The 12,591-nt window shown below is 33.2% G+C and carries 14 protein-coding genes and 1 tRNA gene; 8 read left to right on the top strand and 7 right to left on the bottom strand.

Annotation, left to right across the window (positions count from 1 at the left end; all coding sequences use genetic code 11):
- The first annotated feature begins 7 nt into the window (after positions 1–7).
- The 3 genes from OS188_RS08305 (at position 8) to OS188_RS08295 (ending at position 2,757) form a co-directional block, all read left to right on the top strand.
- A complete protein-coding gene (locus OS188_RS08305) occupies positions 8–1,156 on the top strand; it encodes a hypothetical protein (protein WP_267148368.1) in 1,149 nt (382 codons plus the stop codon).
- Positions 1,157–1,338: 182 nt separating this feature from the next.
- Complete coding sequence (locus OS188_RS08300; RefSeq protein WP_267148367.1) at positions 1,339–1,716, top strand: DUF8840 domain-containing protein; 378 nt, start codon at positions 1,339–1,341, stop codon at positions 1,714–1,716.
- A gap of 60 nt (positions 1,717–1,776) precedes the next feature.
- Positions 1,777–2,757: an FAD:protein FMN transferase gene (locus OS188_RS08295; protein ID WP_267148366.1), complete on the top strand. Its 981-nt coding sequence runs from the start codon at positions 1,777–1,779 to the stop codon at positions 2,755–2,757.
- Positions 2,758–2,775: 18 nt separating this feature from the next.
- Here the strand turns inward: OS188_RS08295 and OS188_RS08290 are convergent, their stop codons facing one another.
- From OS188_RS08290 to map, 3 genes are all read right to left on the bottom strand, one after another.
- On the bottom strand, positions 2,776–3,543 hold the full coding sequence (locus tag OS188_RS08290; protein WP_267148365.1) for a class I SAM-dependent methyltransferase: 768 nt from the start codon (positions 3,541–3,543) through the stop codon (positions 2,776–2,778).
- Positions 3,544–3,606: 63 nt separating this feature from the next.
- On the bottom strand, positions 3,607–3,981 hold the full coding sequence (locus tag OS188_RS08285) for a GxxExxY protein (protein WP_267148364.1): 375 nt from the start codon (positions 3,979–3,981) through the stop codon (positions 3,607–3,609).
- Between the two features lie 53 nt (positions 3,982–4,034).
- Positions 4,035–4,853: a type I methionyl aminopeptidase gene (map, locus tag OS188_RS08280; protein WP_267148363.1), complete on the bottom strand. Its 819-nt coding sequence runs from the start codon at positions 4,851–4,853 to the stop codon at positions 4,035–4,037.
- Between the two features lie 119 nt (positions 4,854–4,972).
- On the opposite strand from map, the gene OS188_RS08275 reads away from it, so the two are divergent.
- A complete protein-coding gene (locus OS188_RS08275) occupies positions 4,973–6,244 on the top strand; it encodes an acetyl-CoA hydrolase/transferase family protein (protein WP_267148362.1) in 1,272 nt (423 codons plus the stop codon).
- An 83-nt stretch (positions 6,245–6,327) separates the two neighbouring features.
- Here the strand turns inward: OS188_RS08275 and OS188_RS08270 are convergent, their stop codons facing one another.
- From OS188_RS08270 to OS188_RS08260, 3 genes are all read right to left on the bottom strand, one after another.
- Positions 6,328–6,741 carry a BT0820 family HAD-type phosphatase gene (locus tag OS188_RS08270; RefSeq protein WP_267148361.1) on the bottom strand — a complete coding sequence of 138 codons (414 nt, stop codon included), beginning with the start codon at positions 6,739–6,741 and terminating at the stop codon, positions 6,328–6,330.
- Positions 6,742–6,800: 59 nt separating this feature from the next.
- A complete protein-coding gene (gpmI, locus tag OS188_RS08265) occupies positions 6,801–8,318 on the bottom strand; it encodes a 2,3-bisphosphoglycerate-independent phosphoglycerate mutase (protein ID WP_267148360.1) in 1,518 nt (505 codons plus the stop codon).
- Between the two features lie 110 nt (positions 8,319–8,428).
- Positions 8,429–8,866: a GNAT family N-acetyltransferase gene (locus OS188_RS08260; protein ID WP_267148359.1), complete on the bottom strand. Its 438-nt coding sequence runs from the start codon at positions 8,864–8,866 to the stop codon at positions 8,429–8,431.
- 159 nt (positions 8,867–9,025) lie between these two features.
- Here OS188_RS08260 and OS188_RS08255 point away from each other — a divergent pair.
- A tRNA-Gly gene (locus tag OS188_RS08255) sits at positions 9,026–9,098 on the top strand.
- Positions 9,099–9,300: 202 nt separating this feature from the next.
- On the opposite strand, the gene pepE is transcribed toward OS188_RS08255, so the two are convergent.
- Entirely contained in the window at positions 9,301–10,008 is a 708-nt protein-coding gene (pepE, locus tag OS188_RS08250; RefSeq protein WP_267148358.1) for a dipeptidase PepE, read from the bottom strand.
- 95 nt (positions 10,009–10,103) lie between these two features.
- Here pepE and OS188_RS08245 point away from each other — a divergent pair, with 95 nt between their 5' ends.
- From OS188_RS08245 to OS188_RS08235, 3 genes are all read left to right on the top strand, one after another.
- On the top strand, positions 10,104–10,907 hold the full coding sequence (locus OS188_RS08245) for a BamP family beta-assembly machine protein (protein WP_267148357.1): 804 nt from the start codon (positions 10,104–10,106) through the stop codon (positions 10,905–10,907).
- A gap of 110 nt (positions 10,908–11,017) precedes the next feature.
- Positions 11,018–11,803 carry a carboxypeptidase-like regulatory domain-containing protein gene (locus tag OS188_RS08240; RefSeq protein ID WP_267148356.1) on the top strand — a complete coding sequence of 262 codons (786 nt, stop codon included), beginning with the start codon at positions 11,018–11,020 and terminating at the stop codon, positions 11,801–11,803.
- The gene (locus OS188_RS08235) at positions 11,790–12,542 is read left to right on the top strand and encodes a hypothetical protein (protein WP_267148355.1); all 753 of its coding nucleotides are present in this window, start codon (positions 11,790–11,792) and stop codon (positions 12,540–12,542) included. The genes OS188_RS08240 and OS188_RS08235 overlap by 14 nt, the downstream gene beginning before the upstream one ends.
- The last annotated feature ends 49 nt before the right edge of the window (positions 12,543–12,591 follow it).

Here is a 12,591-nt window from a genome sequence, read left to right as displayed (position 1 = left end):
CAGAAAAATGAAAACTAGATATAAAAACATGTATAAATTAATAAAACAACGAAATCTTACTTTAATCAAACTCTTATTTGTAGGCTTTTTTATCATGTTAACTGCATGTAGCAAAGATGATGTTTGTGGCTATGATGAATCTTTTGATTGTGAAGGATTACAGCTTGATTTTGGAGATGCATGCGATTCAAACGGTGATGGAATTTACGATGGAACCGTTACTGAATACTGCCAATGTAATTCTGCTGGTGCAGGTTTTGATTGCGAAGACCTTCAATTAAACATTGGTAATGCATGTGATGCAAACGGCGATGGCATGCTTAATGGAATTGTAAACGATTCTTGCGAGTGTCTTGAAGAAACAGAGCTTTTTGATTGTGAAGATTTACAACTAAATTTTGGAGATGCCTGCGATTCTAATAACGATGGTATTGATGACGGATTTGTAAGCGATAGTTGCGAATGTGTTCAAAACCTAGTGTTAAATACTTGCCCTGGATTTATACAAAATGGCGATTTTGAAAGTGTGACAGGAAATCCAAATGCTCAAGTAGACCAAGACATAAACCTGGCTAATTTTTGGAAAGCGCTTTGGAGTTCTGCTAGTTTAGCTGACTTATTTGATGATAATACTACCAATTACGGATCGTCCTGTTTTGTTGGTCCAACCCCGCAATCTGGTGTTTTTGCCGGAATGTGGATAGAGAATTCAACAAATCCAAATCGAGATAGCACATATCGAGAAGGTATGTTTAACGAGCTAACAGCTTCCATAAACCAAAACACAGGGATTTATAATTTAACTTTCGATTATTCGAATATGTCTGGAACTTGTGCAAGTACAAACGATGTTAAAGTAGGAGTTTATGGAGTCTATCATCCAAACTCAAATCCGTTGCCTACATCGCCAACAGGACTTTCAATGCCTTCTAATATAGATTTATTTGGAGCTGCAAATACCGTGTTTCTGGGGGAAGTTACTATCTCAGCTAGTACAACAAACATATGGGAAAATGCCAGTTTCTCTATCGATACAGGAGTCTTAACCTTTCCTGTTAATGGTATTAATCATATCATGATAACAAATTCTCATCAGCCTTTTAACCACTACGGTAAAATGTATTTGGGATTCGATAATTTTTGCTTAACAAATTAAAAGATTAAAGGAATTAGCATAAGGCTAATTTGTAAAACACAAAACAATAAAAACCAACAGGCTATAGTTGGTTTTTATTGTTATATAGCTAAGAACATCACAATTTTTTTGTTAGCTTGATTATGAAGTTAAACAATTTTTAATTTTTTTCAATACCCATTTATAAATAGTAATTTTGCAATATGAAAAAAGCACTCTCAGAACAGGAACTACATTATTTAGCCATGAACCATGTTGGTAAAGAATTAGAAGAGCGTGGTTTCGAGTTTATAGCAGTTAATAGCAAACTAAAAAGGCATCCACAATTTGTGTGTATGGATCAAAAAAAGCAATATTTTTTTGTAATTGTAAGGGCAGTAATTCTTCCGGAAAATCCAAATAATTACGATGTAATTTGGATGGAGTCTTTTAAGAAACATGCTATGGAAAAAGATGCTAAAGTATTGTACGCCGGAGTAGGTTTAGGAAATCCTGATGGAGAAGATTTACCTATTTATTTAAACGAAGATTACTTAATAGAATACAACGGTATTCAAGTAATTGAATCAAATTTAAACTAAGATGTCTTTCCTTCTTTTTGCTAAATAAGCAACTTTATCAAACTATAAAAACAGATTACTATGAAGAATTTTATTTTACTAATCACTCTAACAGTATTCATAGTTTCGTGTAAACAAGAGCCTAAAAACACCCGATTAGCAGGTGAGGTTTTTGGTACGAGTTATTCCGTTATTTACGATTCTGATATCGATTATCAAAAAGAGTTTGATAGCTTATTTTTTGTTATCAATAAATCCATGTCTACTTATCAAACAAATTCAGATATTTCAAGATTAAACAATAACGAGTCAAATACAATAGATGAACATTTTGCCCATGTTTTTGATGCTTCAAAAGATATTTATATAAAAACCGAAGGCATTTTCGATCCGAGTATTGGAGCCGTTGTTAATGCATGGGATTTTGGTCCAGAAGGTGCAATTAAAAGCCTAGACAGTGTAAAAATTGATAGTTTAATGCTAAGTGTTGGCTTAGATAAAGTAACAAGAAAAGCCTTAACTATTGAAAAGCAAAATCCAAATACATTTATAGATTTTAATGCCATTGCTAAAGGCTATGGTGTGGATGTTATTGGTTGGTTTTTAGAAAGCAAAAACATCTCTAATTACTTGGTCGAGATAGGAGGCGAAATTCGAGCTAAAGGTCAAAATATTGAAAAGCAAGCGCCTTGGAAAGTAGGAGTAGAGCAACCTCATTTTGATAGCGAGCAATCTGTTTTAAAAGCTATTTCTATTCACGATGAATCTATGGCTACTTCAGGAACTTATAGAAAGTATAAAGTCGATGAGGATGGGAATAAGTACTCTCATATTATCGATGCAAAAACAGGATATCCTAGTAAAACTAATTTGTTAAGTATTTCCGTAATTGCCGAAGATTGTATGATTGCCGATGCTTATGCAACCGCTTTTAAAGCAATGGGGGTCGATGGCGTAAAAGAATTCTTGAAATCGCATCCGGAACTTAAGGTCTTTTTAATTTTTGAAAATGATAATAAAGAATTTGAAACGTTATCTTTAAATGGGTTCCCTGAGAGTTAATATCTTTTCTTTAAGATTTTAGTTTTTATAAACTATAGGAATAATTTCTCCCTTTGCTAAACAATACCTTGTTATTTCTTCCTTTAAAAGACTTGCAGTATAATCAACTTCCTGAACAGTGAATCCTATTTTACGAAGCTTATCAAAATAATCACGGCCATAGATTCTAACGTGGTCGTACTGCCCAAAAATAGCGGCTCGTTCTTTTTTATCAGTAATGCTATCGTCTTCAAAAGTTTCGGCTCTAGATAAGTCTTGTGGAATCTGAAACACACCAAAACCTCCAGGTTTTAATATTCTGTATAATTCTTCCATAGCTTTAGTATCGTCTGGAATATGCTCTAAAACATGATTACAGAGTATCACATCAAATTCGTTATTTTTAAATGGAAGATTGCAAATATCTGCTTTTACATCTGCTAAGGGAGAATTAAGGTCGGTGGTAATATATTCTAAATTCTTAAGTTTTCTAAAACGCTTGTAAAAGGCTTGTTCGGGTGCAAAATGAAGGACTTTAAGATGTTTAGAAAAAAACTCTGTATCGCTTTTTAAATACAACCACAATAATCTATGTCTCTCCAAACTTAAAGTTGATGGCGAAAGCACATTGTTTCTTTGCTTACCGTAACCATAAGGTAAAAAGCTTTTAAATTGTTTCCCATCAATAGGATCTGTAAAAGTGTCTCCTTTTAAAAATAATTCTAAAACAGGTCTAGCCACATAACTTAATCTAATAAGAATGGGTCTTGGGATGGTGTTTAGTATTATTTTGAATGTTTTTTTCATAAGCAATTACACAGAGATGCGCAGAGCAGCACAGAGAAAAATTAAATATTAGTTTTTATTTTACTAAGCTGTGTTTATAAAACGTTTAATGCCGTTTTTCAATAATTTGGTGTGAAAATTTATTAGTAAGCCTAAGGGATAATTCCCTAACTTCATATAAGTCAAGATTTGAGCAGTATAAACATCTGTAAAACATTCAACTGTTTTTAATTCAATAACAACTTTGTTTTCAACAAGTAAATCTATTCTATAACCGTGATCTAGTTTGATATCTTTATATACTATGGGCATAGCTACTTCTCTTGAAACAGATAATCCCATTATTTCTAATTCATAAAATAAACACTCTTGATAAGCAGACTCTAATAAACCAGGACCCAAAACACGATGTACGTTAATCGCCGCACCAATAATTTTTTCAGTCAACCTATTATTCATATTTCTCTCCGTATCTCTGAGATTTCTCTGTGAATCTCTGTGTTATAATATAACTAAAGAACAAGTGACTCACGTCTAAACTCATCCTCTTCGTTAGAAGTAATCCCTAAAGCTTCATAAATATATCCAAAGGTTGAAAGTAATTCGGGTTTTCCATCTACAATAGCCACATCATGTTCAAAATGAGCGCTAGGTTTATTATCTAAGGTCGTAATAGTCCAGCCATCACGATGTTGTTTAATTCTATGCGTTCCCATGTTAATCATCGGTTCTATAGCAACTACCATGCCTTCAATAAACTTCTTGCCGCGACCACGTCTTCCGTAATTTGGCATTTCTGGGTCTTCATGCATTTTTCTTCCCAATCCATGTCCAACCAACTCTCTAACCACACCATAACCATGGGCTTCACAGTGTTTTTGAATGGCATAACCTACATCTCCTACACGATTACCAACTTTAAGCTCGCGGATGCCAACGTAAAGAGACTCCTTGGTTACATCTAATAGTTTTTGAGTTTCTGGAGCAATTTCACCCACAGCAAATGTATAGGCATGATCTCCATAAAATTCGTTTTTTATGGCTCCGCAATCAATAGAAATAATATCTCCTTCTTGTAAGGGTTCATTAGTTGGAAATCCGTGAACTACTTGAGAGTTCGGACTCATACAAAGCGTGTTTGGAAAATCGTATAAACCTAAAAAACCAGGAATTGCTCCTTGTTCTCTAATAAAATCTTCAGCTAATTTATCTAATTGTAAGGTTGTAACACCCGGCTTCACCTCTTTGGCTAACATCCCTAAAGTTTTAGAAACAACTAAGGCGCTTTCGCGCATTAATTCAATTTCCTCTTTTGTTTTTACTATTATCATCTTAAAAAAATATGTGCAAAGATACTTAAAATTAAATGGAATTCTTTTTTCTGAAACATGACTTTTGACAGCATTTAGATGATAAATAATGAATATTTTTGTATTTAAATTGAAACACTATGTACAAACCAATTAGCGCAGAAGATGCCGTAAAACTTATTAAGTCTAATAGTAAAGTCTATATCCAAGCAGCAGCTGCAGCACCACAAGTGCTTATTAATGCCATGACCGCAAGACATGAGGAATTGCGAAATGTTGAAATCTGTCAATTACATACCGAAGGAGACGCGCCTTACGCCAATCCGGAATTAAAAGACAGTTTTCATGTCAACTCCTTTTTTATTGGAAAAAATGTGAGACACACTTTAAAAGCTGGAAATGGTTCTTATACGCCTGTTTTTTTAAGTGAAGTACCTCTGCTTTTTAAAAGAAATATTGTGGATGTTCAAACAGCATTAATTCATGTTTCTGTTCCAGACAGACATGGATATTGTTCTTTAGGTGTTTCTGTTGAAGCTACTTTAGCAGCTATTGATAATGCAGATTATGTAATTGCTCAAGTAAATAAGCAGATGCCAAGAACCCATGGAGCTGGAATTATTCATATATCAGAAATAGATGCTTTTGTGGAATGCGATGTGCCTTTACCTGTGCATTTAAACCCTGAACCATCAGCTATTGAAAACAAAATTGGAAACCATGTAGCTGGTTTAATTGAAGATAGAAGTACTTTACAAATGGGAATTGGTAGCATACCAAATGCCGTATTATCCCGACTTACAAACCATAAAGATTTAGGTTTGCATACAGAAATGTTCTCAGATGGCGTTATCGACTTAATATTAAACGACGTAATTAACGGAAACTATAAAGGCATTAACAGAGGACGAGCTTTGGCGACTTTCTTAATGGGATCTAAACGTTTATATGATTATGTAGACGACAACCCATTTATTGAAATGAGAGCGTCTAACTACACCAACGATGTCTCTATTATTAAATTAAACCCTAAAATGGTTGCTATAAACTCTGCCATCGAAGTAGATGTTACGGGTCAAGTTTGTGCAGATTCTATTGGAGCACATATGTATTCCGGAGTTGGAGGACAAATGGACTTTATTAGAGGAGCCTCTTTAAGCGAAGGAGGAAAAGCAATTATTGCCTTACCGTCTACTACAAAATCTGGAATTAGTAGAATTGTACCTACTTTAAAACCAGGAGCTGGGGTTGTTACTACACGTTCGCATGTACATTATGTAGTTACCGAATACGGAATTGCTAATCTCTACGGAAAAACTATTAAACAGCGCGTAAAAGCCTTAGTAGATATAGCGCATCCAGACCACAGAGAAGCTATAGATAAACAGTATTATAATTTAATAGGATATTAATTAAAAGTAGTAACTGCTAACTTAATTTTATAACAACCACGACCTCTATGTTCTTAAAGAATAAAGAGTTTCGTGGTTTTTAATTATCTTCTAAAAAAAGAAAAGAAACCTTTCTTTTTTTCTTGTTCTAAAGGACTAAAATTAGGGTCGGATAGTTTTTGATAGACTTCACCCCAGCCTATAAAACCACCAATATTTCTATCGTCAATAAATATATCTGCATGTATTTTCCGACTTTTAGTTTCATCAAATTGTTCTTCAGGAAAACTGTTATTTACAGCATAAAAAACGATGCCGTTATCCTTACAGAAATTAACAGCTTCTTCTAGTCTATCACCACTTCTGTAGGTCCATAAAATTAATCGATGTCCATCTTTTTGCAGTCTTTTTAAGGTTTCGAAAGCAAAAATTTTGGGTTTACCAATTTTAGGATAATTATCGTCTACGATAGTTCCATCAAAATCTACAGCAATAATATGTTTGTCGTTAAAATTCATACCCGATTATTGATTCCAAAAATAAGAAATTTAAAATGCAATTGTATCAATCTTTAGGTTTAGATTAACGTATGTTGGGTCATTTTTTCTGGTTGCTCAACGCCCATTAGTTTTAAAATTGTTGGAGCAACATCACCTAGAACACCATCTTTAATGGCTTTTAAATCCTTGTCAATTAAAATTATTGGAACTGGATTTGTAGTATGTGCTGTATTTGGTGTACCATCTGGATTTATCATGGTTTCACAATTACCATGATCGGCAATAAGAATGGTGGTATAATCATTGTCTAAAGCAGTTGTAACTACACTTTTAACACAAGTATCAACAGCTTCGCATGCTTTTACGGCAGCCTCCATAACACCTGTATGTCCTACCATATCACCATTTGCAAAGTTTAAGCATACAAAGTCTACCTCTCCTTTTTTAAGTTCAGGAACTAGAGCATCCGTTAATTCAAATGCACTCATTTCTGGTTTTAAATCGTAGGTAGCTACTTTTGGAGAGTTTCGTAAAATACGGGTTTCACCTTCAAATGGCATTTCACGTCCCCCAGAAAAGAAAAACGTGACGTGTGGATACTTTTCAGTTTCCGCAATACGGATTTGTTTTTTTTGATGTTTTTCTAAAACTTCACCAAGGGTATCTGTTAAGTTGTCTTTATGATAAACAACATGAACATTTTTATAGTTATCGTCATAACTAGTCATTGTTACATAATACAAGTCTAATTTGTGCATATTCTGCTCATGAAAATTAGTTTGCGTTAATGCTTCTGTTAATTCGCGACCTCTATCGGTTCTAAAATTAAAATAGATAACTACATCTCCATCTTTAATGGTTGCTTCTGGTTGATTATTTTTATCAACCATTATAATAGGTTTAATAAACTCATCGGTAATCTCGTTATCGTAACTGCTTTCAATAGATTTTAAAGCGTTTTTAGACTGTGTTCCAGTACCATGAACCACGGCATCGTAAGCTATTTTAATGCGTTCCCATCTTTTATCTCTATCCATAGCATAATAACGACCAGTTATTGTAGCCAATTTTGTTGGGGAGTTTACTATAAATTCTTCAAGATCTGTAATAAAACCATATCCGGATTTAGGGTCTACATCGCGACCATCTGTAAAGGCGTGAATATAAGACTCTGTAACGCCAGAAGTTTCGGCAGCAGATATGAGTCCTTTTAAATGATTGATGTGCGAGTGTACACCACCATCGCTTACCAAACCTAAAAAATGGACAGGTTTATTATTCGTTTTTGCATAATTAAATGCATCAATTAAAGTGGGCTCCTTAATTAGGGTATTGTTTTTTACAGCTAAGTTTATTTTAACTAAATCTTGGAATATAATACGTCCAGCACCTAAATTCATATGTCCAACTTCGCTGTTTCCCATTTGGCCTTTTGGTAAGCCAACATGTAAGCCATCGGTTCGTAAACTGGCATTTGGGTATTTACTGTAAAGCGAATCTATAAAAGGCGTGTTGGCATGATCTATAGCCGAAACTTTTGGGTCTGGAGATTTCCCCCAGCCATCAAGAATCATTAAAATTACTTTCTTATTCATGGTAAATGACTTTATAAGTCAAAGATAAAAGTTTAAAATGCTTTATGTTTCAAAATGAATAAAAAATTATACTAAGATTTAGGATGTAAAAGAAAATATTTGCTTTACAACTAGAACTCTTTATACATGGAATAATGCTTCCCGATATCTGGAATATTAAAAGAGTCTCCAAGAACATGAAAACCTTTGTTTTTATAAAAGGGTACGGCATTTTCGCGAGCATTAAACCACAGTATTTTAGTTTTGTTACGAGCTAAGATTATTTCAGCCTCATCGATAAGTCGTTTGCCTAAACCTTTTTTCTGAAACTCTTTTAAAATAGCCATTCCACGAAGTTGATATTGGTTTTCTTCAGAAAATAACTGCGACTTATTTTTTATGAACGATGCAACACCAATAAGCTGTACATTATAAAATAAACCAAGATGAAAGCTGCTTTCTTCTAGATCTCCAGGAAAAGAACAGGCTTCTAAGGGCTTCCCTTCTCTTAAAACAGGTTGCCTTACAGGGTAAGTTTCTTCGGCTGAAATAGGTTTTATATGGTACATAAATGATTAATAAATTAAAACTTAAGAAAAATTGAGTTTTTTTATACTTTAAACCTTGCTCATTTTGAGGGGGTTAGTTTAAATTTTTCATACATTGTGTAAACTTATAATTTTTTTCTTTTATTAGATGAAATACTTATTTATATTTGCACCGGAAATGCGAGAGTAGCTCAGTTGGTAGAGCGTCAGCCTTCCAAGCTGAATGTCGCCGGTTCGAACCCGGTCTCTCGCTCTAAAAGCTTTATCTAATCGATAGAGCTTTTTTTTATGCCTTTATTTGATGGGAATTCAACCCTTAGGGTGAAGAAACCTGCCTGTCCAATTCCGACAGGTTTATGCGTCGCTTTTTTGACGTAAACCCGGTCTCTCGCTCTAAAAGCTTTTACTAATCGATGGTAGGGACAGGTCGCGACCTGTCCCTACAAAAATGATTTTTATTTTAAATCGTTTAATTCTGTCCCAGTTTCAACTTCAAATGGAACTTTATTATATTCAAAAATTCGGGCTTTAAATTGTCCTTTTAAAACAATGGACTCTCCATTTATTCGTAACCAACTTCCTTCCCTAAGACCTATAACGGGTTGTGTATTAAATCCGTGAAATTCTTTAATTCGTGTTTCTCTAGTTTCACCCATGTGTTTATTACCTGGAATGGGATCTAAATAATGTGGATTGATATTAAATGGTACTAATCCCAAAGCTTTAAAACTTGGTGGATATATTATAGGCATATCGTTAGTGGTATTTATGGTTAATCCACAAATATTACTTCCTGCGCTAGTTCCTAGATACGGAATTCCATTATTTACGGCTTTCTGTAAAGGACTTATTAGCTTGTTAAGATATAATTGGTTTAACAAGACAAAGGTATTCCCTCCTCCTGTAAAAATAGCTTTAGCTTGGTTGATTGCCTCGATGGGGTTTTCAAATTCATGAATCCCTTTTACATTCTTATTTATTTTTTTAAAAGCTTCTTTTGCTTTTTCCGTATACTCGTTGTGCGTTATGCCACCTGGTCGTGCATAAGGAATAAATATAATTGTTTGAGCATCTTTAAAAAACACAGATAATTCGTCCAGTATATACTCTAAATATCCACTTCCATGAATAGTTGAGGTACTTGCTATAATTAAGTTTTTCATTTACATTAATTTGTCGTAAATTTAATTAAATACAACTTGTAACAAAAGCTTATTAACTTTTGTGTTGAATAAATGAACTTTCAAACTCGACTTCTATGAAAAATTTTCTACCGTTTATTTTCTTTTTAATTCTATCTTTTGCTACAGCTCAAAACAACGAGCGCATAGAGATTTCCGGAAAGGCTATTGTAGAAGCCAACGATGTGGAAGGGCTTACTGTTAATAATATCACATCGAATAGAATTGCCGTGACAGATTTGGAAGGTAAGTTTAAGATATATGTGAAATTAAACGATAGAATTAGAATTTCTGCTTTACAACTTAATTCGGTTCTTGTAATTATTACTCAGGATATTTTAGACTCTAAAGAGCTAACAGTGTTTTTAGATGAACATTTAACCCCTTTAGATGAGGTTGTAATTTTACCATTTAGTTTAACTGGCGACTTGGAAACCGATTTGACAAATGTGAGAGGTTTCAACCCAAAGTTTGAATCTATTTATTTTGGAGATATTGATTTTGAACACAATCCAATGGCAGATATATATTATGAAAAAGTTGAAAACACGATTTTAAATCAAGACCGTTTTTATAATGGTGTAGATTTTGTAAAACTTACTAATTGGTTAATTAAACCCCTATTTGGAGATAAAAAAGCATCAAATAAAAGTAACGAACTGGACAAGTCTAATTACGAAGTTCTAAGAGAAACCTATACCAAAGATTTTATTAGTTCAAGTTTTAATATTCCAGAAGATAAAGTAAGCGAATTTGTTGCTTTTGCTGAATTAAACAATACAGATCCTTCACTTTATGAAAAAGGGAATGATATAGAATTGATTGAATATCTGGTCAATCAGAGTAAGCTGTTTTTGGAGACCGAAGCAGCTAAGAATTAGAGTTTTTTTTGGATTGATAAAGATCTTTTGTTTTTAACATAAGTTTGGTTTTCTGTTGTATTAATTTTAAGATTTAAATTGGTTTCTTTACTTAACTAAACCTAACCAATTTGAAATATCCTGTTTTTTCTATTCTTTTTTTTCTTATAAATACAGCATTAAATGCGCAGGATGTTAAAAGAATTGAAGTTTTAGGTAAACTTTTTGTAAGCAATGATATGGAAGGTGTAACTATCTTTAATACATCTTCTAATAAAGGAACCGTTACAGATTCTCAAGGTAATTTCACCATTGAAGTGGCTCTAAACGATATTCTTGAAATTTCGGCATTACAATATGAAGCTAAAACAATTATCATGGATCAAGATGTTTTATCTTCCAAGCAATTGCACCTTTTTTTAGTGGATAAAGTCAATACGTTAAATGAAATTGTCTTATTACCCGCACAACTTTCGGGAATTTTATTTGTGGATATTGAAAATGCCAAGGTTGAAAAGCAGGTTGATTTTAATTTTGGAAATCTAAGTCAGATGGAGTTCCCAGAAGACGAATTTACTAAGGTTGATAATAAGATACTTAAACAAAACGAACTAATTGATGGTTTTAATTTTGCTTCTGTTTTTGGACTTAATAAGTTAATAAATAGACCCATAAAAAAACATAGTACACCAAAAGAAGAAATGCGTATAGAAGAGGTTCTTGCAACAATATATCCACCAGTTTTTTATCAAAACAATTATAAAATTCCAATCCACCAAGTTGAAGATTTTCTTCGTTTTGTTGTTGCTAACGGCTTAACAAAGTCCTTTTTACAAGAAGATGAAGAATTCATGCTACTGGAGTTTTTGCAAAAACAGAGCTTAGCATTTTTAAAACAAGAACATGAAAAAAATTAAGCCAGTTCTCTTTTTGTTTTTGATGGTCTGTTATCAAACAATTTATTCTCAGACGATTGTAATTACTGGAAAAGTAAGCACATCTTCAGATGTCGAAAATATTCACGTAATCAATAAAACAGCTCAGGTATTTACAACCACCAATGCTTTTGGAAGTTTTAAGATTTCAGTAAAACTTAATGATACCTTACAATTTTCATCCATACAGCATAAACTAAAAGAAGTTGTGGTAGGTGCAAATATTCTTATCACAAAACAATTAGATGTTCACTTAGAGGAGTTTACGTATGCACTAGACGAAGTAGTAGTTGGCCGTATATTAACTGGAGATCTATTAAAGGATGTTGGCAATGTTCAGGGAAGTCCTGTTACTGCATTAAGTCTTGGTATTCCAAGTTATCAAGGCCCCTTAAAAACACTGAGTGAAAGAAAGCTAAATGAAGCGACCTCGGGAGGTCCTTTGTATCAACTGATAAATACCATTTCGGGAAGAACAAAAAAATTAAAGGAACATATAAAATTAGAAAGCAAAGACGATTTATTGGATGACATTAGAAAAAGAACAGAAACGCTCTTGTTTGAAGATCAAACTCTACCCGAAACCTATAGAAACGATTTTTTCTATTTCTGTTCAGAAGATCCCAATTTTATAAACCGATGTAAATCTAAAAGCGATCTTGAAATTTTAGAATTTCTGAGAGAAAAACTGCTTGAATATAAAATTAATTTAAAAATGTAAATTAATTAATAAGTCGCGATTTCCTAATTAAAACTTCAAATCCGTAAAT

The sequence above is a fragment of the Xanthomarina sp. F1114 genome (genome assembly GCF_026410255.1).
Classification (GTDB): domain Bacteria; phylum Bacteroidota; class Bacteroidia; order Flavobacteriales; family Flavobacteriaceae; genus Xanthomarina.
This window is presented reverse-complemented; position numbering and strand designations above follow the sequence as displayed.

Coding starts and splice junctions, on each gene's coding strand:
- OS188_RS08305 (WP_267148368.1), top strand. CDS start 8: ATGAAAACTAGATATAAAAACATGTATAAATTAATAAAACAACGAAAT.
- OS188_RS08270 (WP_267148361.1), bottom strand. CDS start 6,741: ATGAATTTTAACGACAAACATATTATTGCTGTAGATTTTGATGGAACT.
- map (WP_267148363.1), bottom strand. CDS start 4,853: ATGATAATAGTAAAAACAAAAGAGGAAATTGAATTAATGCGCGAAAGC.
- OS188_RS08260 (WP_267148359.1), bottom strand. CDS start 8,866: ATGTACCATATAAAACCTATTTCAGCCGAAGAAACTTACCCTGTAAGG.
- OS188_RS08285 (WP_267148364.1), bottom strand. CDS start 3,981: ATGAATAATAGGTTGACTGAAAAAATTATTGGTGCGGCGATTAACGTA.
- OS188_RS08245 (WP_267148357.1), top strand. CDS start 10,104: ATGAAAAATTTTCTACCGTTTATTTTCTTTTTAATTCTATCTTTTGCT.
- OS188_RS08235 (WP_267148355.1), top strand. CDS start 11,790: ATGAAAAAAATTAAGCCAGTTCTCTTTTTGTTTTTGATGGTCTGTTAT.
- pepE (WP_267148358.1), bottom strand. CDS start 10,008: ATGAAAAACTTAATTATAGCAAGTACCTCAACTATTCATGGAAGTGGA.
- gpmI (WP_267148360.1), bottom strand. CDS start 8,318: ATGAATAAGAAAGTAATTTTAATGATTCTTGATGGCTGGGGGAAATCT.
- OS188_RS08300 (WP_267148367.1), top strand. CDS start 1,339: ATGAAAAAAGCACTCTCAGAACAGGAACTACATTATTTAGCCATGAAC.
- OS188_RS08275 (WP_267148362.1), top strand. CDS start 4,973: ATGTACAAACCAATTAGCGCAGAAGATGCCGTAAAACTTATTAAGTCT.
- OS188_RS08295 (WP_267148366.1), top strand. CDS start 1,777: ATGAAGAATTTTATTTTACTAATCACTCTAACAGTATTCATAGTTTCG.
- OS188_RS08290 (WP_267148365.1), bottom strand. CDS start 3,543: ATGAAAAAAACATTCAAAATAATACTAAACACCATCCCAAGACCCATT.